At 68.0% G+C, this 22,192-nt stretch carries 22 protein-coding genes and 6 pseudogenes; 11 read left to right on the top strand and 17 right to left on the bottom strand.

Features of this window, described 5'->3' with window-relative positions; translation table 11 throughout:
• Positions 1-199 precede the first annotated feature (199 nt).
• Complete coding sequence (locus tag ACFYZZ_RS10630) at positions 200-550, bottom strand: ArsR family transcriptional regulator (protein WP_389173543.1); 351 nt, start codon at positions 548-550, stop codon at positions 200-202.
• 119 nt (positions 551-669) lie between these two features.
• Here ACFYZZ_RS10630 and ACFYZZ_RS10625 point away from each other — a divergent pair, with 119 nt between their 5' ends.
• Positions 670-1,386, top strand: coding sequence for an ANTAR domain-containing protein (locus ACFYZZ_RS10625; RefSeq protein WP_389173541.1), 717 nt, complete (start codon positions 670-672; stop codon positions 1,384-1,386).
• A 419-nt stretch (positions 1,387-1,805) separates the two neighbouring features.
• On the opposite strand, the pseudogene ACFYZZ_RS10620 reads toward ACFYZZ_RS10625, so the two are convergent.
• Positions 1,806-2,052, bottom strand: a pseudogene (locus ACFYZZ_RS10620) (zinc ribbon domain-containing protein); the annotation flags it as partial.
• A gap of 163 nt (positions 2,053-2,215) precedes the next feature.
• On the opposite strand from ACFYZZ_RS10620, the gene istA reads away from it, so the two are divergent.
• From istA to ACFYZZ_RS10605, 3 genes are all read left to right on the top strand, one after another.
• Complete coding sequence (istA, locus tag ACFYZZ_RS10615) at positions 2,216-3,811, top strand: IS21 family transposase (RefSeq protein ID WP_389173539.1); 1,596 nt, start codon at positions 2,216-2,218, stop codon at positions 3,809-3,811.
• A 5-nt stretch (positions 3,812-3,816) separates the two neighbouring features.
• Positions 3,817-4,572 carry an IS21-like element helper ATPase IstB gene (gene istB, locus ACFYZZ_RS10610; protein ID WP_389173720.1) on the top strand — a complete coding sequence of 252 codons (756 nt, stop codon included), beginning with the start codon at positions 3,817-3,819 and terminating at the stop codon, positions 4,570-4,572.
• A gap of 80 nt (positions 4,573-4,652) precedes the next feature.
• The gene (locus ACFYZZ_RS10605) at positions 4,653-5,150 is read left to right on the top strand and encodes a DUF4265 domain-containing protein (protein WP_389173537.1); all 498 of its coding nucleotides are present in this window, start codon (positions 4,653-4,655) and stop codon (positions 5,148-5,150) included.
• Between the two features lie 123 nt (positions 5,151-5,273).
• Here the strand turns inward: ACFYZZ_RS10605 and ACFYZZ_RS10600 are convergent, their stop codons facing one another.
• Positions 5,274-5,504 (bottom strand): hypothetical protein, encoded by a 231-nt coding sequence (locus ACFYZZ_RS10600; protein WP_389173536.1) that lies wholly within the window; start codon positions 5,502-5,504, stop codon positions 5,274-5,276.
• A 356-nt stretch (positions 5,505-5,860) separates the two neighbouring features.
• Here ACFYZZ_RS10600 and ACFYZZ_RS10595 point away from each other — a divergent pair, with 356 nt between their 5' ends.
• A complete protein-coding gene (locus ACFYZZ_RS10595) occupies positions 5,861-6,271 on the top strand; it encodes a hypothetical protein (RefSeq protein ID WP_389173534.1) in 411 nt (136 codons plus the stop codon).
• Positions 6,272-6,314: 43 nt separating this feature from the next.
• On the opposite strand, the pseudogene ACFYZZ_RS10590 reads toward ACFYZZ_RS10595, so the two are convergent.
• The 3 genes and pseudogenes from ACFYZZ_RS10590 to ACFYZZ_RS10580 form a co-directional block, all read right to left on the bottom strand.
• Positions 6,315-7,538: pseudogene (locus ACFYZZ_RS10590) on the bottom strand (IS110 family transposase).
• Positions 7,539-7,778: 240 nt separating this feature from the next.
• Positions 7,779-8,168: a VOC family protein gene (locus ACFYZZ_RS10585; RefSeq protein WP_389173532.1), complete on the bottom strand. Its 390-nt coding sequence runs from the start codon at positions 8,166-8,168 to the stop codon at positions 7,779-7,781.
• Positions 8,169-8,368: 200 nt separating this feature from the next.
• Positions 8,369-8,836 carry a hypothetical protein gene (locus ACFYZZ_RS10580; protein ID WP_389173530.1) on the bottom strand — a complete coding sequence of 156 codons (468 nt, stop codon included), beginning with the start codon at positions 8,834-8,836 and terminating at the stop codon, positions 8,369-8,371.
• Between the two features lie 205 nt (positions 8,837-9,041).
• Between ACFYZZ_RS10580 and ACFYZZ_RS10575 the strand changes: the two are divergent.
• A pseudogene (locus tag ACFYZZ_RS10575) lies at positions 9,042-9,146 on the top strand (IS5/IS1182 family transposase); the annotation flags it as partial.
• Here the strand turns inward: ACFYZZ_RS10575 and ACFYZZ_RS10570 are convergent.
• Together ACFYZZ_RS10570 and ACFYZZ_RS10565 are read right to left on the bottom strand one after the other, a co-directional pair.
• The gene (locus ACFYZZ_RS10570; protein WP_389173718.1) at positions 9,109-9,681 is read right to left on the bottom strand and encodes a recombinase family protein; all 573 of its coding nucleotides are present in this window, start codon (positions 9,679-9,681) and stop codon (positions 9,109-9,111) included. The pseudogene ACFYZZ_RS10575 and the gene ACFYZZ_RS10570 overlap by 38 nt on opposite strands.
• Positions 9,682-10,211: 530 nt before the next feature.
• Positions 10,212-10,505, bottom strand: a complete 294-nt coding sequence (locus tag ACFYZZ_RS10565) for a DUF1330 domain-containing protein (protein ID WP_361619840.1) — start codon at positions 10,503-10,505, stop codon at positions 10,212-10,214.
• 188 nt (positions 10,506-10,693) lie between these two features.
• Between ACFYZZ_RS10565 and ACFYZZ_RS10560 the strand changes: the two genes are divergently transcribed.
• The 4 genes and pseudogenes from ACFYZZ_RS10560 to ACFYZZ_RS10545 form a co-directional block, all read left to right on the top strand.
• A complete protein-coding gene (locus tag ACFYZZ_RS10560; RefSeq protein WP_389173528.1) occupies positions 10,694-11,596 on the top strand; it encodes a LysR family transcriptional regulator in 903 nt (300 codons plus the stop codon).
• A gap of 33 nt (positions 11,597-11,629) precedes the next feature.
• Positions 11,630-11,872, top strand: a complete 243-nt coding sequence (locus tag ACFYZZ_RS10555; protein ID WP_389173526.1) for a hypothetical protein — start codon at positions 11,630-11,632, stop codon at positions 11,870-11,872.
• Between the two features lie 174 nt (positions 11,873-12,046).
• On the top strand, positions 12,047-13,360 hold the full coding sequence (locus ACFYZZ_RS10550; RefSeq protein WP_389173524.1) for a DUF6348 family protein: 1,314 nt from the start codon (positions 12,047-12,049) through the stop codon (positions 13,358-13,360).
• 572 nt (positions 13,361-13,932) lie between these two features.
• Positions 13,933-14,277, top strand: a pseudogene (locus tag ACFYZZ_RS10545) (transposase); the annotation flags it as partial.
• 96 nt (positions 14,278-14,373) lie between these two features.
• On the opposite strand, the gene ACFYZZ_RS10540 reads toward ACFYZZ_RS10545, so the two are convergent.
• The 4 genes and pseudogenes from ACFYZZ_RS10540 to ACFYZZ_RS10525 form a co-directional block, all read right to left on the bottom strand.
• A complete protein-coding gene (locus tag ACFYZZ_RS10540; RefSeq protein ID WP_389173523.1) occupies positions 14,374-14,682 on the bottom strand; it encodes a hypothetical protein in 309 nt (102 codons plus the stop codon).
• 635 nt (positions 14,683-15,317) lie between these two features.
• Positions 15,318-16,025: a calcium-binding protein gene (locus ACFYZZ_RS10535; RefSeq protein WP_389173521.1), complete on the bottom strand. Its 708-nt coding sequence runs from the start codon at positions 16,023-16,025 to the stop codon at positions 15,318-15,320.
• Positions 16,026-16,294: 269 nt separating this feature from the next.
• On the bottom strand, positions 16,295-16,600 hold the full coding sequence (locus tag ACFYZZ_RS10530) for an SUMF1/EgtB/PvdO family nonheme iron enzyme (RefSeq protein WP_389173716.1): 306 nt from the start codon (positions 16,598-16,600) through the stop codon (positions 16,295-16,297).
• Positions 16,601-16,633: 33 nt separating this feature from the next.
• Positions 16,634-16,774 (bottom strand): annotated as a pseudogene (locus ACFYZZ_RS10525) (IS630 family transposase); the annotation flags it as partial.
• A gap of 30 nt (positions 16,775-16,804) precedes the next feature.
• Between ACFYZZ_RS10525 and ACFYZZ_RS10520 the strand changes: the two are divergent.
• On the top strand, positions 16,805-17,794 hold the full coding sequence (locus tag ACFYZZ_RS10520; protein WP_389173519.1) for a hypothetical protein: 990 nt from the start codon (positions 16,805-16,807) through the stop codon (positions 17,792-17,794).
• A gap of 246 nt (positions 17,795-18,040) precedes the next feature.
• On the opposite strand, the pseudogene ACFYZZ_RS10515 reads toward ACFYZZ_RS10520, so the two are convergent.
• The 5 genes and pseudogenes from ACFYZZ_RS10515 to ACFYZZ_RS10495 form a co-directional block, all read right to left on the bottom strand.
• Positions 18,041-18,160: pseudogene (locus tag ACFYZZ_RS10515) on the bottom strand (IS701 family transposase); the annotation flags it as partial.
• A gap of 71 nt (positions 18,161-18,231) precedes the next feature.
• Positions 18,232-19,428 carry an NAD(P)/FAD-dependent oxidoreductase gene (locus tag ACFYZZ_RS10510; protein WP_389173517.1) on the bottom strand — a complete coding sequence of 399 codons (1,197 nt, stop codon included), beginning with the start codon at positions 19,426-19,428 and terminating at the stop codon, positions 18,232-18,234.
• A gap of 522 nt (positions 19,429-19,950) precedes the next feature.
• A complete protein-coding gene (locus ACFYZZ_RS10505; protein WP_389173515.1) occupies positions 19,951-20,925 on the bottom strand; it encodes an NAD(P)-dependent alcohol dehydrogenase in 975 nt (324 codons plus the stop codon).
• Entirely contained in the window at positions 20,922-21,299 is a 378-nt protein-coding gene (locus tag ACFYZZ_RS10500; protein ID WP_389173513.1) for a hypothetical protein, read from the bottom strand. Before ACFYZZ_RS10500 ends, ACFYZZ_RS10505 begins: the two co-directional genes overlap by 4 nt.
• 54 nt (positions 21,300-21,353) lie before the next feature.
• Positions 21,354-22,139, bottom strand: coding sequence for a dienelactone hydrolase family protein (locus tag ACFYZZ_RS10495; protein ID WP_389173511.1), 786 nt, complete (start codon positions 22,137-22,139; stop codon positions 21,354-21,356).
• Between the last annotated feature and the right edge of the window lie 53 nt (positions 22,140-22,192).

Here is a 22,192-nt window from a genome sequence, read left to right as displayed (position 1 = left end):
CGGCTGCATCAGGATCTTGATCGCGCCGTCCTGCTTGCGCTCGAATGCGCGCGGGTTCGCCCCGGCGCGGCCGGTCAGCAGTGGCTGCCGGGTACCCGCGCCGGTCGGCGACGAACCCGGAGGATGGCGCGCGCGGCTACCCGCCGGACCCGGTGGAGGATTCGCCACGGTCGGCCGCTTCCCGGAAATGTGTGTCCGCTCAGGCTTCGGAAGCGGCCTGATCGCCGCTGCTCTGGCGTTCGGCCTCGTCCCTGACCAGCATCGACAGCAGGGCGGCCACGGTCAGGCCGGCCTCGGCCGGATGACGCATGACCTTGCTCGGATCGACCCTGTACTGATTCACACGGCCATTGCGGGTGTGGGAGAGGTAGCCGTCGCTCTCGAGATCCGAGATGATCTTCTGAACGGCACGCTCGGTGAGCCGGCAGCGCGCCGCGATGTCGCGGATCCGCGCATTGTGATTGTCGGCGACGCTGGCCAATACGCGCGCGTGACTGGTCAGGAACGTCCATCCGGTATGCGGCTCGGGCACTCGATCGACTCCCACCATGACCAAAGCGTACGGCCCCTCATTCAGGACTTCAAAAACACGAAAGCGAATTCACGTATCGCTTGACGTGTCATGGAAAGCGTATGAGCCTGGAGAGGAGCGTGTGAGAGGAGGCGACCATGCCGGACCCGTGTCACGACAAGCCGTTCACGGCCCTGCTGGTACGGACGGAACCGGCCGGCAGCCGGGTGACCGTCACCGTGAGCGGGGAGTTCCGCCTTGACGACAGCGAGGACCTCCGGCGCGCGCTGCGTACCGCCCTCGCGACGTCGGCCGAGGGCGTCAGTCTGGACCTCAGCGGCCTGTCCTTCACGGACTGCTCCGCGCTCAACATACTGTTGTCCCTTCGTGGTCAGGCGGTGGCGGCCGGGAAGACGGTCACCGTCACCGCGGCCAGCCCCGCCGCGGAACACCTGCTGACCGTCACGGACACCTATGCCCTCTTCTCTGCCACGCGCGCCGGCAGCACGGCGTCCGCCGGGCAGCCTTCGCGACACTTCGACGACGATGACGGGCTCCTGCGGACCGAGGTCGTCCAGCTCCGGCGTGCGCTGCGAACGCGGCCAGACATCGATCTGGCCCGCGGAATCCTCATGGCGTCGTTCGGCCTGAACCCCGACGAGGCGTGGCAGGTGCTGGTCACGGCTTCCCAGAACACCAACACCAAACTGCACCACCTGGCACGAGATGTGGTCATGACCACGGAGCAGGGAGTACCTCTTCCGGATCCCGTTCAACGCCGGCTCACGGCAGCGATCGCCTGCGCCCGCAGGACCGGCCCTCATCCGCAGGCGAGTTCCCGCACGCGCTCCGGGCTGCTCAGTCCTCGCCCCTGACAATGTCCCGCTCCGTGCCCGTCTGTACGGCGGGTGGGCGACTCGCATCCGCAACGGCGGCAACACAGGTACGCACGCACGTGCCCCGGAGATGACGCTTTCGCCCAGCCGGCTTGTGCCACTGCGCGGAACGACTTCTCAGCCGTTCACGTTGTCACTGCTCTTCAACTTCTTTCTGCGTACGGTTCGTTCACCGAGTTGCCCCGTTCCTCGTCCCGTAAACACCGGCCGCTGGTGGGGCGCTCGGCGAGGAACCGCAGGACCGCCTCTTCGACGATGCCTGCGTCACACGGGTGCCGATCGCGGTGCGAGCGATCACCCCCAGTGTGTAGTACTCCTCCAGGAACACGGGAACAGCTGTCCGGTGGCTTGAAGTTCTCCCCTCCCTTCGCAAACTCAGGAAAGGGGATTCCCGTCTGCCTTACGGCGACAGGCTTGACGCTTCTGGCCGCCTTACGACCGCACCTTCCGGCGGCCGGGACCTCCACTATGACGTGGCCGATCCGGTACAGGTGCAAGATGTCCCGGGCTGCGTTCCAGTCGGCGTTGCACTGGAAGTCGCAGTCGGGGTTCTTGCATATGAACGTGGCCTGGTCTTCCCTGCTGCCGGGGACGGTGAATCCGGCATGCTGAGCAGCGTCGGGAGGTGTCCGGGGCGGGAACCTTGTGGCTTGGGAAGCTTTTAGAACTTCCTTGCGAATCCGCCGGATTCTCCATGGGCATGCCGGTGCCCGGGTTGAGGGTCCTGGCCTCTCGGAGCCGTCGAGGTCCCTCGATCTGCGAGCCGAGAGGCCGACGGACGCACCGGATGGCAAGGAGAAACTTCACCGTGGTCGACATCGTCGAGATCTACGTGCACTGGTACGCGGGCCGGTCCAAGAGCCAGGTGTCCGCCTCGCTGGGGGTGGACCGCAAGACGATCAGGAAGTACCTGGCGCCGGCGGAGACGACCGGGATCGCTCCGGGAGGGCCGTCGATGAGCGAGGTGGACCGGGCCAAGCTGCTCAAGAGCTGGTTCCCGGAGCTGGCCAGCCGGAGGCTGAACCAGGTGAGGTGGGCAGAGATCGAGCCGCACCGGGACTACGTCAAGAGCCTGCTGGAGGCCACGACGGTCACCACGATCCACCAACGGCTCAGGGACGAGGGCAAGTTGATGGTGTCGCTGTCGACGTTCCGCCGCTGGGTGCACGAGAACCTGCCTGAGGAGGCGGCCCGCTCGAAGGTCACGGTGCTGCGGGAGAACGTCGAGCCGGGCTCGAAGGCCCAGATCGACTACGGTTTCCTGGGGCAGTGGATCAACCCGGCGACCGGGAAACGGCACCGGATCTGGGCGTTCGTGATGGTGCTGCCCGCCTCGCGGCACATGTTCGTCCGCCCGGTGGCACACATGGACCAGCACGCCTGGACGGAAGCGCACGCGGAAGCCTTCGGCTTCTTCGGCGGTGTTCCGCGGCGTCTGGTGCCGGACAACCTGAAGACTGGGGTGGACAAGCCGGACCTCTACGACCCACAGATCAACAAGTCGTACGCCGAACTCGCCTCCTACTACGGCACGTTGGTGGACCCGGCCCGTGCTGCGAAGCCGAAGGACAAGCCCAGGGTGGAGCGGCCCATGCCCTATGTCCGCGACTCGTTCTGGAGCGGGCGGACCTTCACCTCGCTGGAGCACATGCAGGCCGAGGCCCTGCTCTGGGCGAGGAACGTCGCCGGTCAGCGGCAGTGCCGGCCGCTGGACGGTGCGAAGCCGCTGTCCGTGTTCGAGGCAGTGGAGGCCGAGGCCCTGCTTCCGCTGCCGTCCGAGCCGTTCGTGCTGGCCAGATGGTCGAAGGCAACGGTCGGCCCGGACATCCATATCAAGGTAGGTCGCACCCTCTACTCGGTGCCCTGGAAACTGATCGGACGCCGCGTCGACGTCCGATCCACCGCCGTCACGGTGCAGATCTTCCACGAGGGCGAGCTGGTCAAGACCCACGCCGCCCTGGAGCAGGGCAAACGCACCGACAGAGGCGACTACCCGCCCGAGAAGATTGCTTTCCAGATGAGGACGCCGATCTGGTGCCGCAGCCAGGCATCCCAGGTCGGGGACGCCTGCCGGGAGGTGATCGACCAGCTCCTGGAGGTCAACGCCCTCTACCGGCTCCGCGCCGCCCAAGGGGTCCTGGGCTTGCGGAAGAAGTACGGCGACACCCGGCTGGAGGCCGCCTGCAGAAAGGCGATCGCGGTCGGCGACCCCTCCTACCGCACCGTCAAGGGCATCCTGGTCGCCGGCACCGAGACCGACCCGGAACCCGAGACCGGCGACGCCGGAGCCGCGGCCTTCCTGCACGGCCCCGAGGGCCTGTTCGCCGCCACCGTCCCCACCCAGACACCCGGCAGTGTCCACGACGACCAGGGCCGCGATGACGCCGAGGAGGCCGCCCGGTGAGCGTGATGACCACCGCCCTGCGCGATTCCCTCAAGACCCTGCGGCTGTCCCGGATGCTCGAAACCCTCGACGCCCGCCTCACCCAGGCCCAGAAAGGCGAGCTCGGACACCTCGACTTTCTCCAGGTCCTCCGCCACGACGAGATCACCCGCCGCGAGTCCGTCGCGCTCGAACGCCGACTGCGCAAAGCCAAGTTCGAGCAACAGGCCACCCTGGAGGGCTTCGACTTCCACGCCTCCCCGAAGCTGCCCGCCGCCCAGATCCGCGACCTCGCGGCCCTGCGCTGGCTCCACTCCGGCGAGTCCGTAATTCTATTCGGACCCGTCGGTGTCGGGAAGACACACGTCGCCCAGGCCCTCGGCCACCAAGCCGTCCGCCAGGGCGCCAACGTCCGCTTCGCAAAGACCAGCCGCATCCTCGCCGAGCTCGCCGGCGGCCACGCAGACCGCACCTGGGACAAGCGGATGCGCGAACTCATCCGCCCCGACCTGCTCATCCTCGACGACTTCGCCATGCGCCAGCTGTCCGCATCCCAGGCCGACGACCTCTACGAACTCGTCTCCGAGCGGCAGGGCCGGTCCTTGATCATCACCAGCAACAGGGCGCCCAGCGACTGGTATCCCCTCTTCCCCAACCCGGTCGTCGCCGAGTCACTGCTGGACCGGCTGATCAACTCCAGCCACCAGGTCATCATGAACGGCCCCAGCTACCGGCCGAACAAGCGCCCCAAGAACCCCACCGAGAAGCCTCCGACCACCTGACCGCTGCCATGCGGTGCTGAAGTGATCGCTCCCGCAGCCCCGCCGTTCCGTCCCCGCTGGTCCGCGTGGATGATGGCGCGGTGACGAACATCAGCGACGCCCACGTGAAGGTCCACTTCCGGATGGAAGTGGACGCGGACGGCTGGCCGCCGGCGAGCGTCGAGAGCCTGTGGGCACTGGACCTCGGCGACGGAACGGTACGTCTCGACAACACTCCGTGGTTCGTGCGTGGGGTCGCGAGCGGCGATGTCGTCCGCGTGGACGTCGATGACGACGGCCTGCGCTGGGCCGGGGAGACCGTTCAAGCTTCGGAGAACTGCACCATCCGATTGATCGTGCTGAAGGACGGAGGCTCCGCTGCCGCCCGACAGACCGTGCTGGAGACCTTCCACCGGCTCGGCACCACGGGCGAAGGCATCGAGCAGTTCCGGATGGTCGCGCTGGACATCCCGCCGGAAGCAGACATCCAGCGGATCCGCAAGCTGCTGGAACACGGCGACGAGAAGGGTTGGTGGCACTGGGAAGAGGGATGTGTCACTGCCGCCTGGAGAGCCAGTGCAGGCACTGAGGACGATTGAGCGCCGCCTTGACTGCTCGCGTCAGCAACCGGACGCGAGAGGGTGGGGAATTGTCTGGCGTTTGACATGGGGAATTGGCTGACCGTCGACACCTGAAGCACCCGGCCGCCCGCAGCTCGTCCTTCACCGCACGGACAGCGTCGCCAACGACGGCACAAACTCCCCCCAGTGTTCCAGCACGCCCTCGTCCTGCGCCCGGAGCATCCTTCGGCGCAGCTCGGCGAAGTTCCCGCCGGCCTGGGTGAGCACCTCCCACAAGGCGGCGCCCACCACAAACCCGCCCTGCCGAGGCCGCGCCTCCACCCGCCCCTCGCGTCCCTCGGCCAGCCACCGCCACACCGTCCGCTCCGTCACCCCCGCCAAACCAGCCGCGTGGCAGGTCAGACAGCAATCCGCGCACGAACGCCCGTGCCCGGCGCCGTGGTTCCACCCGGACGAACCGTCCCGCGATACGGCCCATCAGGACCTCGAACGTCTCCTGCCAGCGGCCGGGATCCATGCTGTGGCCCGCGGCCGCCGTCTGATCTTCTGTCTTCACACACCGATGATCAACGGACGGCCGTACCCGTTCACAGACTGGCCCCGACCAGCAAGTGTCCTGTGCCATCGATTCCTAATGCGGTTTGTCAAGCGGCGAGAGCGGTTGGAGGGTGCCAAATCCGAGCTCGCTGGGGGTTACCTGCGCTCAGGAGTTCGGTCAGACTCAGCACATGGGAGAGGATGCCCAATGGTCGCTGGACGATGACTGGGATTGGCAGATGCAATGCGCACGAGCCTATGATGCGTCGCTGCGCGGCACGGACTCGTGGGTGCCTCCTGTGGAGGAGGAGCTGGTGCTGGCCGCCCGGGCAAGTGCGTTGAGCCAGTGGTATCCATTCACCAGTCACAACTACCTCCGGTTCTCGGACGGTTCTCCGCCCTGGGTGCCCAGAGGGCGCAACGACGCGAGATATCTGCCGGGCTGCATCTCCTTCGCAAAGGAGGGGGCGGACGGCAGCGCCGTCTTCCGGGTCTGGAGCGGATTCCTGTTGCAGACCCCTGATCCGGTGCTCGTGCTGGCCACCCCGAAGGCCGTGGTCGCTGTTGAGGCCCTGGTGGAGGTTCTGACCACTGGCACCTGAGAGTCCGCAACGAGCTGAGAGTCCGGGTGTATGCGGCGGGGCTTCAGACGGTGAGGACGGCCACTGTTCGCCGCGGCCCCACGCCCGCGCAGGCTGCGGGCGGCTTGGGTTCGTAGTATCGTCCGTCCCGCAGTAGTGCCCACAGGACGTCGACGCGGCGACGCGCGAGAGCGAGGACGGCTTGGGTGTGTCGTTTGCCCTCGGCGCGTTTGCGGTCGTAGAACCGGCGAGATTCCTCGCATCGGCGGATGCTGAAGAGCGCGGAGGTGTAGAAGACACGCTGGAGGCGGCGGTTGTAGCGTTGGGGGCGTCGCAGATTTCCGCTGATCTTGCCGGAGTCGCGCGGGACCGGTGCGACGCCACCGAAGCCGGCGAGGCGGTCCGGGGTTCCGAACACGGCCATGTCGCCGCCGGTGGCGGCCAGGAACTCGGCGCCGAGAATCATGCCGGGCCGGGCATGCTGGTGATCACATCGAAGCAGTGGTGGTCGCGAAACCGGGCCTCGATGAGCTTGTCGAGCTCGGCGATGTGCTGGTTGAGGGCCACCACCTCTTTCGCCAGGGTGTGCACCATCTGCGCGGTCAGCTTCTCCCCGGGCGGGCTGGTGTGCTGGCGTTCGGCGGCCTGGAGGGCTGTCTCGGCGAGCTGGTCGGCGCCCCGGACGTTGCGGTTACGGAGCCAGGTCGTCAGGCGCTTGGTGCCGAGGCGACGCAGTGCGGCCGGGGTCTGGTATCCGGTCAGCAGGGTGAGCGGGCCGGTGTTGGTGAGGTCCAGGGCCCGTTCCAGGCCAGGAAAAATACCGGTGAGCTGAGCCCGGAGCCGGTTGACGGTTAGGGTGCGGTCGGCAACCAGGTCCATGCGGCGGCCTGTGAGGATCTTGAGGTCGGTCACGGTCTCGTCGCCGGCGCGTAAGGGGCGCAGGTCACGCCGGATCCGGACCTGGTCGGCGATGACTGCGGCGTCTTTGGCGTCGGTCTTGTTCGCCGCGGTAGCTCTCGGAGGCGCGGTGGATGGCCCGGCCGGAGAGGTAGTGGACCGGCTGGTCGTGGTTCAGGAGGATCGCGATGGCCGGGGCGGCGCTGCCGTCGGCCAGGTCGATGCCCCAGGTCACCTCGTGGCTCAAGGCCAGGACGTCGGCCAGGAGTTCGAGGAGTTCGGTCTCGTCGTTGGTGACGCGTCGGGACAGCAGCCGGTGGCCGCTGTCGTCGATCGCGACGCAGTGGTGATGGGTCTTGCCTGCGTCGATGCCGGTCCAGATCGCGGCCATGTGGTGCCTCCGTGCGGTGTGGTGCTGGTGCCTCCCGACGGACGACCTCGCTGTCGATTCCCTACGGAGCGATCATTCGCAATTCCCAATTGGCAGCCGAGTCGTCGTGGGGCGTCGAGCGGCCAATCGATGGAAGCCACAAGCGGCAGAAGATTGAAAGCCACACCCGACGCCCCTGGGTGGGCCAACCATACGAAGGGCTCGCCCTGTCCCGGAGAGGAACGTAGGGAAGATTGACCATCAGCCGAGGTAGTTCGCGCGCCCCTCGTCGTCGAGCTCGAAGGGGCCCTCAGGGATGATGCAGAACTCATTGCCCTCGGGGTCCGCCATCACCAGGAACCCGCCGTCGGCGTACTGCTCCAGCCTGTGCCCGCCGAGCATCTCGATCCGTTGCTGCTCGGCGGCGGGATCGGGAGAGGTGATGTCGAAGTGCATCCGGTTCTTGCTCGACTTGGGTTCGGCAGTTCGCTGAAAGCCCAGGCCCAGGCCGTTCTCCCGCCGCAGCCAGACGTATGGGCCCATACGTCCCACGACCGGCCTGCCGAGCAGTTCGGACCAGAACGCAGCGAGCCGCTCGGGGTCTGTGGCATCGACGATGAGGGCATTGATCTGCATAGATGAGTCCGTCATGCCCCGATCCTCTCAAACGGGCGCTCAACAGCGGCTGTGACCAGCGGAAATCAACTTCGAAGACACGAGCCGCCCTCCAGTCAGACTTCGGCGGCATCCGCTCAAGGCGCGATGGCACAGGACAGCAAGATCGCGATCTACGGCTGGAGTACTACAGAACTTGAACTCGTGATGTCGGGTTCCTCGCGGGCTGACGTGCGTCAGATGTGGGCTCTGACTTGCTGCACCGGATGTCCGAGTGCGTCCCCGATGGCGGTCAGTTCCTCGTCGCTGAACCAGGCGCGCTCTGGGTTCCAGATGGCGATCTCGAATCGGGCAAAGCCACAGGGCCAGTCGTACTCCAGCGCGTCCAGCGAGGTCGCGGCGCCGCAGCAGGGGACCACCACGGCGAGGGTCGCGAAGCCGTCGTCGCAGTGAGCTTCGAGGAGGTCAGCCCACCACTCGGTGTCGATCGACGCGCCACATTGGGGACAACCGATCTTCTGCAGATTCTGACCACAGTCGACAACGGTGAGTGCGTCGTGCCAGGTGACGTCAATCTCGACGTCGACGCCGTCGGGGAGCCCGGGGGCCAGGTCCTCCACGAGCGACGCAGCACGCTCAGCCGCGGCTGGCTCAGGCTGCCAGTGCGGGTCGGTCGGAATGACAGAGAGGACATCGTCACTCACGGGCTCACTCGATTCGTCAGGCGAAACCTCACCCGGGCGACGCGATGTTACCGAACGCGAATTCGGGTGGCAGGTTCCCCAGGCGGGTCACGCCTCGAAGGCCAGGCCGGTGCCGGTGAGACAGCCGTCGAGCAGCTGGGGCCGATACTGCAGCATCTTGAGCTTGCGCCTCACGGTTCGGGTGATCTGACCCAGGTCGGCGGCCGAGACCCACCCCCACCGCTCCGAAGCCATAATCCACGTCGCGATGATCGACCTCATAAGCCGCAGACTCACCCGCGAAACCACCGCGACCTGGCGCAACACCTGAACCTCGAACCAAACAACCCCGCCGGGACAAAAACACTCTTTAGCGCAGCGACGACGAGGGCGCCATCAGCGCTGCGGGCCGGTCCCCGATCGGACCGGCCCGCAGATGTGCTCACGTCACGGGCAGCTGGTGATGCTGCCCGCGAAGGCCTCGCCAGCAGCGACGCCCGAGCGCGGCCTGGTCGGGGGTGAGCTTGGGCCGGCGCCCGCCGACCGACCCGGCCACGGGCCCGCGCGGAGGCGAGCCCGTCGTTGGTGTTCGCCACGATCAACTCGCGCTGGAGCTCGGCGAGCACGGACAGCATCCCGAACATCGCCCGGCCCTCCATGGTCGCGGTGTCGATGCCCTGCTCGATGACGTGCAGCCCGATGCCACGCTCGCGCAGCTCGACGCCGAGGGTCACCAGGTGCAGCACGGAGCGGGAGAGCCGGTCGAGGCGGGTGACCTTCAGCGTGTCGCCCTCACGCAGCAGCTGCATGACGAGGTCGAGCTTCGGGCGGGATGCTTTCGCGCCGCTGGCGACGTCGACGTAGATGTTGTGGCGGTCGACGCCGTGGCGGCGGAGCGCGTCGATCTCGGCCTCGGGGATGAATGGAACCGTGGTTATCGGTGAGATTGATCATGGCTCGGGAGTCTCGGCGGCTGTGATGCGGACGGCATAGACCCGGTACGCCTTGCGCTCGGCCGGTCCAGCCGTGTCGGCGGCGAGGGCGCCGCGGTGACGGCGGTCCAGGCGATGCCCAGCGGGGAGTGGTGCGGGCGGAAGCCGGCCACCAGCACGCAGGTGGACTGCACAAGCAGGTAGGCTGCCAGCAGCGCGAACCCCGCACCGAAATCGCCGTTGTGGCAGGTCAGATCTTGATCGCCGTATCAGGCAAGTCAGGCAAGTTGCTCGACGTTGGGTAGCGCGGCGAGCCGCCGACAGGGATCAGGCCGTCGAGGACGTCGAGGACGTCGATGACGAACTGGGACGCGGGGCATCGCTTCGAACTCGTCTCCTGAGTCGTCGTTCAGCACCGTGTGCGTTTCAGGTGACGGATGCTCAGCGATGGCTGGGCCGGCCGGTCAGTCGATGCCTTCGATGATGCGGAAGTCGCGCTCGACGCCGTCGGGGAGGGCCACCAGCGCCTTCTGGTATGCCTCGCTCTCGTATGCCGCGACGGCCTGTTCAAAGCTGTCGAACTCGATCAGAACGACGCGTTGCGTGATTCCGGCCTCGTGGGCGACGACTCGACCGCCACGGGACAGGGTGCGCCCGCCCCCAGCCTGGACTGCCGGACGGGCCAGCTTGCCGTAGGCAGTCAGCCTCTCAGGGTCGGAAATGGCGGGGTAGACACTGACCCAGTAGCCCTTAGCCATGGAAACCTCCTGTGTTCGGCCGGACAGGTCCGACTCCGAATTGACACTCAGATCGATCGATTCCGGCGATGGGTACTGCGGTCAGTGCAATCGTCATATGTGCAGGTTAGGGCTTGATGTGCGGTCGAGGGAAAGACCGGTACGGGATAGACTCAGAACGGATCGTTATCAATCGGCAGGGAGGGCACGTGGCGCCGGATACGGTGAGCCTGCGGTACTTCCTGGTGCTGGCGCAGGAGTTGAACTTCACCCGCGCGGCCGCACGGATCGGTATCGCACAGCCCGCACTCAGCGCCCGGATGCGCCGATTGGAGGCGGAACTCGGTACGGCCCTGCTGGTCCGCAACACGCGTAGCGTCGTATTGACCACGGCCGGTGCGGCGTTGGCGGAGTCCGCGCCGCCCGCGCTGGCGGCGCTGGACCGGGCGTGGGACACCGCCCGGAGCGCGGCGGCCGGTGAACTGGGCACGCTGCGCATCGGATACAGCCTCAGCGCCGGGGCCGAGACGGCACCGGCCCTGGCGGACAGGCTGATTCGCGGCAACAGCGGACTCGAGGTCGGCGCGGTCCCGATGGCGACACCGGAAATCTCCCCCGCGGTCGCCGACGGCCGCATCGATGCCGGGATCACCCGCGGTGAACAACCGGGCCGTGGCGTGCGCCGGTTCCTGCTGCGGCGTGCGCGCATCGGGGTCCAGCTGGCGCAGCACCATCCGCTGGCCGAACACCCGGAGATCGAGATCGCCGACGCGGCCGCGTATCCGCTGCGACTCCCGGACCGTGCGGCCAACCCCGTGATCCACGATCAGCTGTCCGCACTGTTCCGAGACACCCGACCACACCCCCGAGTTCACACGCCCGCAGTCTCTTTCGACATGTCTCAGCGCGACCTGCGCGACGGGGTCACCCTCGCCCCGGCCGGAGAAGCCGCGGCCACGGCGCAACCGGCCGGTCTCACCTGGCGACCGCTGCGGGGCGCGCCCAGCCTGACGTTCCACCTGGTCCTCCCACGCGAGCAGTCGCCACTACACCGCCGCATCCGTGCCGTCGCCAAAACCCTGGCGCACGAGCTGCACTGGCTGCCGGACTGACGCGCAAGAGGTCAAGCGAGACGGACGCCTGCGGTGGCGAGGCCCAAGACCCTGTGCCCGGCGGACCTCGCGGTGATGACGACGGCGGTCTTGCTGAATGTCCGACACGACTTCGCTACGCCGGCGGATCAGGGAGAGGCCCAACGGATGCAGTGGCTCGGTGAGGTCGCCGGCCTACAGGAGAGCCTGCGGCACATCGCCGACAAGGAACAGCAGGCCAAACGCCTGCGAGCCCAAACCGACCGAGGGGAAGACGGAGTCACCGCGCTTGGCTAGGCGATCATGCCTCCGCGATGATATGGGCCTTCAGCCACACCCGCTAGCCGCCACTCCTGGGGCGCCAGGGTCAGCCGAGCATCCTCCACTTCGAGGTCCGGTCCAAGCGCCCGGAACCTCCGGAGCCCCAAGCCCGAGCGCTGCCCGGTCGGCCGGGCTCAGTACCATCCGCGGGTGTCCTGGATACGACGTCGTACGCGCAAAGAGGAACCGCCGGCGAACCGGCTGCCCGACCTGGAGTTCCTCGCCCTGGTGAGGGCCGGGCTCGAAGAGTTCGCGCCCGGCGTGACGCAGGGCGCCCAGCTCAAGGGGAACTCGTTGATCAGCCCACATGGTTGGGCCGTGGCCGTAGCCCCGCCGCACCACGGAGGTGGCCATCACTACGACCTCGTCGCGCTACCAGACGTCGGTCTCCATCCGGACGTGCCGTGCTTCATGGACTGCGTCGTGTCGATGTCCGCCGATCCACAGGATGCAGCGAACACGTGGGTGCAGACGGCAGGCGTCTGCCTGCTGGAACTCCTCGACCGCCGCGAGCACTTCGCGGACCACGCGGGCCCGGACGACGAGCGCGGCGTGCCCGGCTGGCACATGATCACGTCCGGCGCGGTCGGCCTCGGACGCGACGTCGACGAGAACCGGCGGCTGCAGGGCGCGCTGCTGGAAGCGAACGTGCTGCACCGGATCGCGGACTCGTTCACTACGGACCTGGAATCGCCTTTCTTCAACGGCATCAAGGTCTTCTACGGCGGCAGCCCCGGCGCGATGCAGGCCGAGATCCGCGTCAACGGTGAGCGCCACGAGGCCGCATCGGCAGCGATGGCGGCGCTCGGACTGCCCGAGCCCACGACGTTCACGGCAGTGCGGCTCTATGCGCTGCTGCTTCCGCTACCGGCGGGCGGGGGCGAGACGAGCTACCAGACCGTCCGGCTCGGTCTCGCTCCCGACTCCGTGCAAACCAACGCCCACAGCCACGGCACGGCCTGCGCCTGCGACTGCGGGGGCCACCTCGACCCGGAGCACCCCGGCTTCGACCTGGCCCTGCCCCACCTGGTCGCCGAGCTCTCGGAGGAGGAGCGCAGGCGCTGCGTGAAGTCCGATACGGGCGCGATCATCATCGCGGAGGGCGTCGGCAACTTCCTCAAGGTCCGCCTTCCGATCCGTCTGCACGACGGACGCACGGTGGTCTACCTCGCCTGGGTCTACCTCCAGGCGGCTGTGATCGACGACTTCGTGCAGCGCGTCCACAACGACAACCTGGCCGGCCACCGCTTCGAAGGCCTGCTGTGCAACGCCATCGGCCCCTGGGGCGAGGACGTCCTGCGCGCCCCCGTCGTCCTCGGCAGCCAACGGATCAACGAGGACGGCTCGGTCCGCCGCAGCGAGGTTCTGGAGTCCAGCCACCCCCTGCTCAGCAAGGTACTGAGCGAGACCTGGCCCGCCGCCTTCGTCCTCGGCGACCGCTTTCCCCGCTCGCCGTCAAGCTGAGGTGCCGGCAGGGGAAGCGAACCCGAGGGCGCGAAGCTCGACCCAGCAGGGAAGGCGTTGGGCGCTCCGCCGACACGGCAAGGACCCCCCGGCCGATTGAAGTGCAGAGAAGCATCTTCGCCTCGGCGGGTCAGGAGGCGTTCTTCGAGGGCCACGTCCACGCTCTCAGCGTGCTGGGCGGGGTACCGATTGGAAGGTCCGCTACGACAACCTTAGGGCCGCAGTCGCCCAGGTGCTGGGCTTCTCCCGGCATCGCGTCGAGGCCGAGCCTGAGCGGCGAGGAACCGCCAGACCCTCAGTTCTCCATGAATCGCCGGCGCCAATATCCGCAAGCACTGAACGGAGTTGCCAGCACGAGGTGAGAGCTGAGGGAGACGGCATTGCGGTCGAACTCGGCGTCCAACCTTGCAACGAGCCTGCCGAGGTCAGCCCGAGCACCACGGGGAAGCCACAGCAGCACGTCCTCCAGACGGTCTCGCGCCACCACAGGGTCACAGCAGTCGCAGCCGATCACTGGATCTGACAGAACGCGCCCGGATTGTCCCAGATACAACCGGCACTCCGCCAGGGCAGTCGCCGCCGGGCATCCGGGCACCCGGAAGGTGTGGGTGGACGGCGGCTACCGCCAGCACCTCGTCGAGTACGCAGCCACCCTCGGCATCGACATGGAGATCACCACTCGCACCCCCGGAACCAGAGGATTCACCCCGATCCCGAAACGCTGGGCGGTCGAGCGGACCTACGGCTGGCTCATGCTCCACCGCCGGCTGGCCCGCGACTACGAGGCCCTCCCCGCCCGCTCCGAAGCCATGATCCACCTCGTCATGACCGACCTCATGGCCCGCCGCCTCACCGGCGAGAACACCATCTCCCGGCGCGACCCGAAGACCGTGATGAAACAGTTAATTCCGGGATGAAACACTGGGAGAAAACGACCTCTAAGGTGAGCGCGGTGGAGAGAGGCCACCGCTCGCCGCTCTGCAGCCCGCCCCGGCCTGACCTACGCGGCGCGGTCAACGACGACGCTCCCCCACGGCTGTTGCGTGAGGGAGCGTCGTCGTCTCCGGCAGGTCTGCCTCAGTGGCCCGGGGGTTCGGGGTGGCGCCGGCGGTCGCCGGTCCGGGTCCGTCGGCGAGTACGGCGTCGGTGTTGAAGCTCAAGCCGATCTCCTTGATGGCGTGGTTCACCTCCACCTGCCAGTCGGTCAGATGGTCCCGGCCGCCGCAGACGAGGATCATGTCCGTCACCGCGACGCCGTGCGGGCCGAACCGGCTCGAACGGCCTTCGCGCCGGTGCCCGCCTTCGGGCGTGGCAGGTCGCATGCCCCGGGTCATCCGCGCGAACGCCTCCTGGGTCTCGGAACGGGCGAAGCAGCCGGACAACGAGACCAACAGGCCCCCGAACGCAAAGTCGTGGCCTTCGTGGTCTACCGTTGCCGCAGCGGCCGTCTCTATCTGATGTTGAGTCACATCACGTCATGATCGAGGCGGCTTTCCCCGCGCCCCACCCACCCCCTTCACGCCGCTGGCCAGCAGCGACGAGCATCAGCAGACCTATCTACAGCAGCGGTGACATCCCCACGGGCCGACTGTCATTCGGCGGGAAGCTGCAGCAGCTCGTCGTGACCGTCGCTGACACCACCACCGCCACCGAGCAGCGCCCCGGCCGCTGCGCCTGCATGTCCGAGGCAGGCGACCGCCCTTGACGCAGTTCTGCACGAGAATCGCGCGCGAAACGAACGCGAATCGTCGACGAATCGCACGCGGATCGATCGCGATTCTCAGACGCCATTGCGGGTCAACGCGATCTGCCCCAGGGGACGACCGGTGGGCATCCTCAAGGAGGGCGGGGAGAACTCGTACGCGACGGGAACCCCGCATCCGGGAGACCGAGACTGATCTCGACGGCGGGGTTCCCCGCTCCCCTGTCCCTGGTCCCGGAAGCGGGTCCCGGGTTCCTACTGGACGTCGACGAAGTCGCTGGCAGACGTCGCGGCGTCGGTGGCAGTGGTACCCGCGTAGGAGAAGCGGTAGTACCCGTCGCTCGTCGCGGTCGTGGTGGCCGTCACCGCTCCACCGGAGCCGCTGGTGACGGTCTTGAGGGTCGTGTACGTGCGGGTGCCCGACTTGCGGTACTGGAGCTTCACCGACACGTTGCTCAGGCCCGCGTACGCATGGGTCTCCCAGTTGGCGCGGGTGAGCGTGCCCTTGACCGTGATGGTCCGGCCATGGACCACCGGCTCGGGCGAGGCATCCGCGGTCAGCGTGGTGTTGCGCTTGATGTGCACGGAGCCGGCGTATCCGTCGCTGACGGAACCGCTCGGGCGGCCGTACGCGATGGCGTACGCGTGCCAGGTGCCCGCATAGGAGTTCGTGGTCATGTCAATCTTCGGATCCACGGTGAAGTGGACCGTGCACGTCGACGTCTGGGCATCGGCTGCCACGCATGAGCCCGATCCCTCCTCGGCGGGAAACAAAGCGCCGTCCCTGCCCTGGTCGTCGAAGGAGGTGCCGTGCCACAGGGCGACCCAGCCGCCGGTGACGCCGTCCGGGTCGGCCGCGGTCACCGTGGCGGTGAACGACTTCTTGGCGGAGGTGCCGAGGACGATGTCCTTGCCCCCGTTGACGACGACCTTCGTGATCGTCGTGTCGTCTTCACTGGTCATAGGCCCCGCGTGCGCATGCGCGGCGGCGGGAAACACCAGAGCCGAAGAGAGAACCAGGGCGCCGGACAGAGCGGCGACCGAAGTGCGTATGCGCATATGCATCCCCCGCGGTGAGAAGAAGGGCCCCCGCGGGACGTTTCCCGACAAGAGCCCATGGGCGCACGCATCGTACAGATTCTTTCGTGCCACGACGACATGCCGGGATCCCTCGTTCCCTCCCCGGAGACTCGCGCGCGCGTCCCCTCCCCAACACCGGCCCGCCTCCGCGGTCACTCAAGCCCGCACGAGGCAGGCGAGTGCGGAGGGCACTGAGGGCTAGCTGCTACGCGGTGCGGGCTCAGCGGGGCGCTTGTCCCCCGGGCCCGCGCTGACGCAGCGGAAACCGGTGTCGTTGTCGGACATGGTGGCGTCGGCGCCGCGCGCGTGAAGGGGGACGTGAACGCGCTGCCCTTCAACTCGTGCCGGCCGGGCTCGGTTTCGGTGCCGCACCATTCCCAGGTGTTCCCGCACAGGTCGAACACGCCGTACGGGCTCACCCCCGACTGGTAGCGGGAGACCGGGGTGGTGCGCTCTATCCCGGGGTCCTGGACGTTGCACTTCGCCTGCCCACGAGCCAGCAGTGGGAGAAGGCGGCCCGCGGCGCCAAGGCGCCGGTAGCGCACCGTGCTGGTACTGCCACGGCGCACGATCTGCTGCAGCTTCTGCCCCTCCTGGTCGGTCAGTCTGCGCACACGGACAGGCTCGGCCACCGCCCCTCCACGACCGTCAGGGACAAAAAGGTGCCGAACAAGGGGGCGGACGACCACCGCACCGCCCCGTACGTGGCCTGGGGCGGGCCCAGCGGGCCCAAGGCAGGCGGCACGGCGACGCCGGTTCGGCTGCCGCAGAGCGCGTCAAAGCTGGGCCTTGATCAGGTGGTGCGCGGCGACTTTGACGGGGACGGGCACCAAGACCTCGCGGCCCACGCGAGGACCGAGTTGTCCGAGGGCAAGTCGCCCCTGGTGGTGCTGTACGGCCCGTTCACACGGTCCGGTGCGCCGACCCGCACCGATACCAGCCTGTCGGTGCCGCAAGAGAGCGACCTCGTCGTGGATGACGTCGCCCCGTCCGGCAAGCCGCACGCGACCTCCCTGCTGGTCCACGACCTGAGCGACGGCGAACAGTCCGGCAACACCCTCTACCCGGCACGGACCGGCAACGGCCTGTCCGCCAGCGGCAAGCGGCTGCGCCCCGGCAACGCGCACGCGTTCGGCGACTTCGACGGCGACGGACTGCGCGATGTGGCCGACGGGGACGACGGCAGCCGCAACGACGAGCCCGACGCGGGGACGGAGCCGCCCGAAGTCGACGGATCGCTCGACGTGTACCCCGGCAGCGGCGGCAAACCCGTCAAGTACCGGCTGCCCAAGGTACCCGAGGGGAAGGGCACCGACTACGGGCCCGGCGGTTTCAGCGCCGCCGACCCAGACGGCGACGGCCGCGACGGCATCCTGGTCGCCACATACGAAGACGCCACCCTCATGGACGGCGTCAAGCGCACCCGTGTCCTGCGCGAAGGTGACAAGGGATCCGCGGAATGCCGGCACGCCCGCCCGGCCGGAGCCGACGACTTCGACGCCGACGGCAAGGACGAACTGATCCTCAACTGGGCGTCCGACGGGTTGTTCTGCGGGTACGGCGAGGACCCCACGCACTGGTGGATCACCGACGGCACGACATCCCGGGACAAGCTGTCCCTCACCGTGAAGGGGATCGCTCCGCGCTCCTGATGCCGGATTCCTCTTTCGCCGGGTATATGTCCTGATGGCGGGGTGGGTCCGGTGCTCGGGTGTGGGTGCTGGACGGTGGTGTTACGGGCACGGCCGAGCCGTGACGAGAACGAGGAACAAGTCGTGCGTCGGCTGGCGCGGGCGCGCAAGGCGCCGCGTGATCTGGTGTTGCGGGCACGGATGGTCGAACTGAGCTGGTCCGGTCAGCGAGTGCCCGCCATCGCGGATGAGTTGAGGTGCAGGCGGGGGCAGACCGTCAAGCAGGTCCTGGACGGGGTGGTCGATCGCCCAGCGGGTGACGACGGTGTCGTGTCGGGTGGTGGCCCTGACGTGGAAGACGTCGGCCTGCTCCAGCTGCGGTGACCAGGGCGCCCCCTACGAACGCCTATGACAGAAAGCCGAAGACGCACTGTCATAGGCGTCCGCCAGCCGCACAGCTAGGCCGATCGTTCAGCGGAGGCCGGCACCTCGCCACGCTTGGCCTGCAGCAACTGCCGGCGCTTGTCATCCTTGGCCCAGTTGTGCGAACCGGGCTTGCGTGTCTCGTCCACGAGTTGCTTGACGGTGTGCTTGCAAACTGCCTCCTTGAGCTGCGCGCCAGGGCGGCCGCCAAGGTAGAATCCCTTCGCGGTGTCGTCCTTGTAGGCGAACTGGAAGATGCCAGCGCGACGACCCAGGCTGATGCACTGGCCGATGAATCCCAGGTTGATGGGCGCAGGTTGCTCACCCGCGATCCGGCTGAGCACCGTGTCGGCGGCATGTGCGCCCAGAGGAAGCGCGGCCTGGCAGCTCATCCGAAACGGCAGGTCCGACGGTGCGGCCGAATCACCGGCCGCGACGATGCGCACGTCGTCCACGCTCGTCAGCGTCTCGTCCGTGAGCAGACGGCCCAAGGCGTCGGTGCTCAGCCCGCTGCGGCCGGCCAGATCCGGCACGCCGAATCCGGCGGTCCAGATGGTCACCTTGCTCGGCAGCTCGCGGCCGCCACTGAGCTGCACGACATCGCGAGTCACAGCTGTCACCTTCGCGTCGGGGCCTTCGAGCACGGTCACACCGAGTTTGCCCAGCCGCTTGGCAACCGAGCGCCGACCTCTAGGGTGAAGGTAGGGGCCGAGCATCTCGCCGCAGACCAGGGTCACGGCGTGGCCCTCCTCGGCCAGTTCGGCGGCGGTCTCGATGCCGGTCGGACCGGCTCCGACAACCGTCATCGCGGCCGCTGCTGGCGCTGCATCGACGACTGGCCGCAGCCGCTCCGCCTCCTCCAGGCTGGCAATTGGGTAGGCGAACTCGGCTGCTCCCCGCACGCGCGGGTCGGCGCTGCCACTGCCCACTGCGTAGACCAGGTAGTCGTAGCCGACCGTGCCCCCGGTCGCCAACGCCACGCTGCGCTCGGACGCGTCGATCCGTGTCACTGTGTCGACCACCAGCCGGACGCCGCTGCCCAGGACTTGTGTGTAGTCGACCAGCGCGTCGTGGGATCCGGCCACCAGTTGGTGCAGACGGATCCGCTCGACGAAGACCGGGCGCGGGTTGATCAGAGTCACTGTCACGTCGTCGCGCTGCGTCAAGCGATTGGCCGCCATGACGCCGGCGTATCCGCCGCCGATCACGACCACATTGGTGCTCTCAGTCATGGTGTCTCCGTAAGTTGTCACGCGGCCTGGGAGGGCCGGATGTGGCTGATGGTGGCTTGCCTGATGTGGCTCGGAACGAGTGGCCGTCCGGCTCTCCGCGGTCGCTGTTTGCGGAGAACGGCGGGGTGTTCCTTGAGCCGACGGCACGCCGTGCGGAACGAGGAGGGGCGAGTGGGCAAGCGACAGGCCCGGGTCTGGGCTGGCGCCTCGGCTCCGGCGAAGCCGACCTTCGATCCTTCGACCTCGCCACGCCGGCCCCCACATTCGGCCTCGGCGATGCGTGCCGTGAGGTTGTCTTCGAGCCGGGCTCGTTGGACCTGGCTCGGTCGGAGGAGTGAGGGCTTGCTGAAGAAGCCGGCAAGGTGCGTCGTGAAGCCGGTTGGGAAAAGCAACGGAGTCCTTGGCAGACCGGCGTCGATCAAGATCACTATGCGGGAGCTCCGTTGGACTCCCGAGGCGGCTACGCCGTGAGGCGATGCCAGGAGTTGCGGGCCGGGCGCCCAGTGTGTGCGAAGCTGTTGGTCAGACCCTGACGGCTATCTTCCCGCGTGCATGGCCGCTCCTGAGGTAGCTGACGGCTTCGGGGACGTCGGCCAGCGGGTAGGTCCGGTCGATGACCGGGGTCATCGCGCCCGCCTCGATGAGCTCCGCGAGGAGCCGGAGGTCGTCGTGGCTCTGTGTGGAGAAAAAGCCGCGGAGGCGCTGCCCGGTGAAGGTAGACAGCAGCAGCGCCCGCAGGAACCGGCCTGTGCCGCCGAACCACTTCCCGCCGTCCTCACCGCCGACGATGACCAGAGTCCCGCGGGGGCCAAGAGCGCGGCGCAGCCGGGTCAGCGGGCGGTTGCCGGCGATGTCGAGGATGAGGTCGTAGCGGTGAGTGCCGTCGATGGGGTCCTGTCGCGTGTAGTCGATCACCTTGTCGGCGCCGAGGGAGTGGACGAGGTCCGCCTGGGCGCTGCTGCAGACGCCGGTGACGTGGGCGGCCCCGAGGGCCTTGGCCAGTTGCACCGCGAACGTGCCCACGCCGCCGCCTGCGCCGATGACGAGGACACTTTGCCCGGACCGCAGTCGCCCGACATCGCGCAGCGCCTGGAGGGCGGTGCAGGCGGAAATCGGGACGACGGCCGCCTGCTCGAAGCCGACGTTGCCGGGCTTGCGGGCGAGCCTGTCCTGCTTGGCGCAGGCGTACTCGGCGAATGACCCGTTGCAAGTGCCGTACACCTCCTCGCCTGGCTGGAAGCGGGTGACGCTCGGGCCGACGGCCTCCACACGTCCTGCAACATCCATGCCCAAACCGCGCGTCCTGGGCGCCCGCAGCCCGAAGCCCACGGCGCGGATCAGGTACGGCCGGCCCGTGGTGAGGTGCCAGACGCCAGGATCGACGGAGGCCGCCTGGACCTGTATGAGCACCTCACCGCTACCGGGCTCCGGCTGTGCGGTCTCTTCGAGACGCAGGGCCTCGGGCGATCCGTAGGTGTCGTGGACGATGGCCTTCACTTGGTCCCTTCCTCGTTCCGCGGGTTCGTCGGTTTGGGGTATTGGGGCAGTTCGTCGAGCGGGACAGCGAGCACAGGGGCGATCTGGAAGCCCCTCCCCTGGTGGACGAGTAGCGGCTTCGCCGTGGACGACAAGATCGCCGAGAGGGCAAGTGCCAGGATGATCGCGTGGGCGATCCGGAACTGGTCGGCGCGGGCCATCGCGAGGACGACTCCGGCTCCGGCGCCGATCACGAGGAACGACTGGCTGGTGCGGGTGCCGAAGCGGTGGATCGGATCTCCCGTCGGCAGGTCGTTGGTATGGGCGCTCTTGGGAGACGGGATCGCCACGAGGATGTTCAGCGCGATCTGCGTGACGACGGCCCACAGCAGCACGGACGCATAGGGCGAATGGACCAGGGGCTTGCTTCGGCGGAAGAGCCCCGCGCGTCACCCTCTGAGCCGTTCCGTGAGGAAGTCGATGATCTCATCGCGGGCACGCACCGTCGGGTGACCCTGCTCGTCCACGAGATGTGCCGTGACGACGCTGTGGGCGCTCCCGACGACGTCGCGGAAGAAGGGCGGAGGGTTCGTGTTCGCTGCATCTCCGGGAAGAACGCGGCCGTCGAACGCGTCGCCGAGGAGTGCTTGGTAGGCCGCGAACCGCTGGCCCGTGCACCACCTGTCGTTGTCGAAGCGGTAGCCGAGTACCGTCAATCCGTCTCGTTCGATGCGTTGGGCCAGGGCAACAGCGTCCTCGTCTGCGATCTCCAGCCCTCCGGGGTCGTCGAGCGGCAGCGAGGGATGATTGACGATTGGGGCGATGACGGCCGGCTCGAGTGCCATGGTCAGCGCGAAGTTGCCGGTGAAGCACAGCCCGACCGCGCCGACGCCCGGCCCACCGCACTCCGCGTGCGCGATCCGCGCGAGGCCACGCAGCCACGCCACGACGGGACTGGTGCCGCCCCCGGCGAACGCACGGAACTCGGCGCTGACGCATGCCCGCCGCACGACAGCCTCGCCTGCCTCGGTGGTCGGGTAGGCGCCGTCGACGCCGAAGAGCGAGGGCAGGTAGACGCAGAAGCCGGCGTCGCGTATCCAGCGTGCCAACCGCGCGACGTCGGGGCTGATGCCCGGCATCTCGGGCATCAGGATGACGCCGGGTCCCGTCCCGGCAACGTACACGGTCTTGCTGACGTCATCGACGCTGACGACTCTCCGGTAGAAGTCGTCCAAGGGGTCGTCGCGCCGTGCTCGCATCGTTGTCATGATCGAGAGTGTGGTGAGAC

This window comes from Streptomyces sp. NPDC001816, from assembly GCF_042892235.1.
Lineage (GTDB): Bacteria > Actinomycetota > Actinomycetes > Streptomycetales > Streptomycetaceae > Streptomyces.
This window is presented reverse-complemented; position numbering and strand designations above follow the sequence as displayed.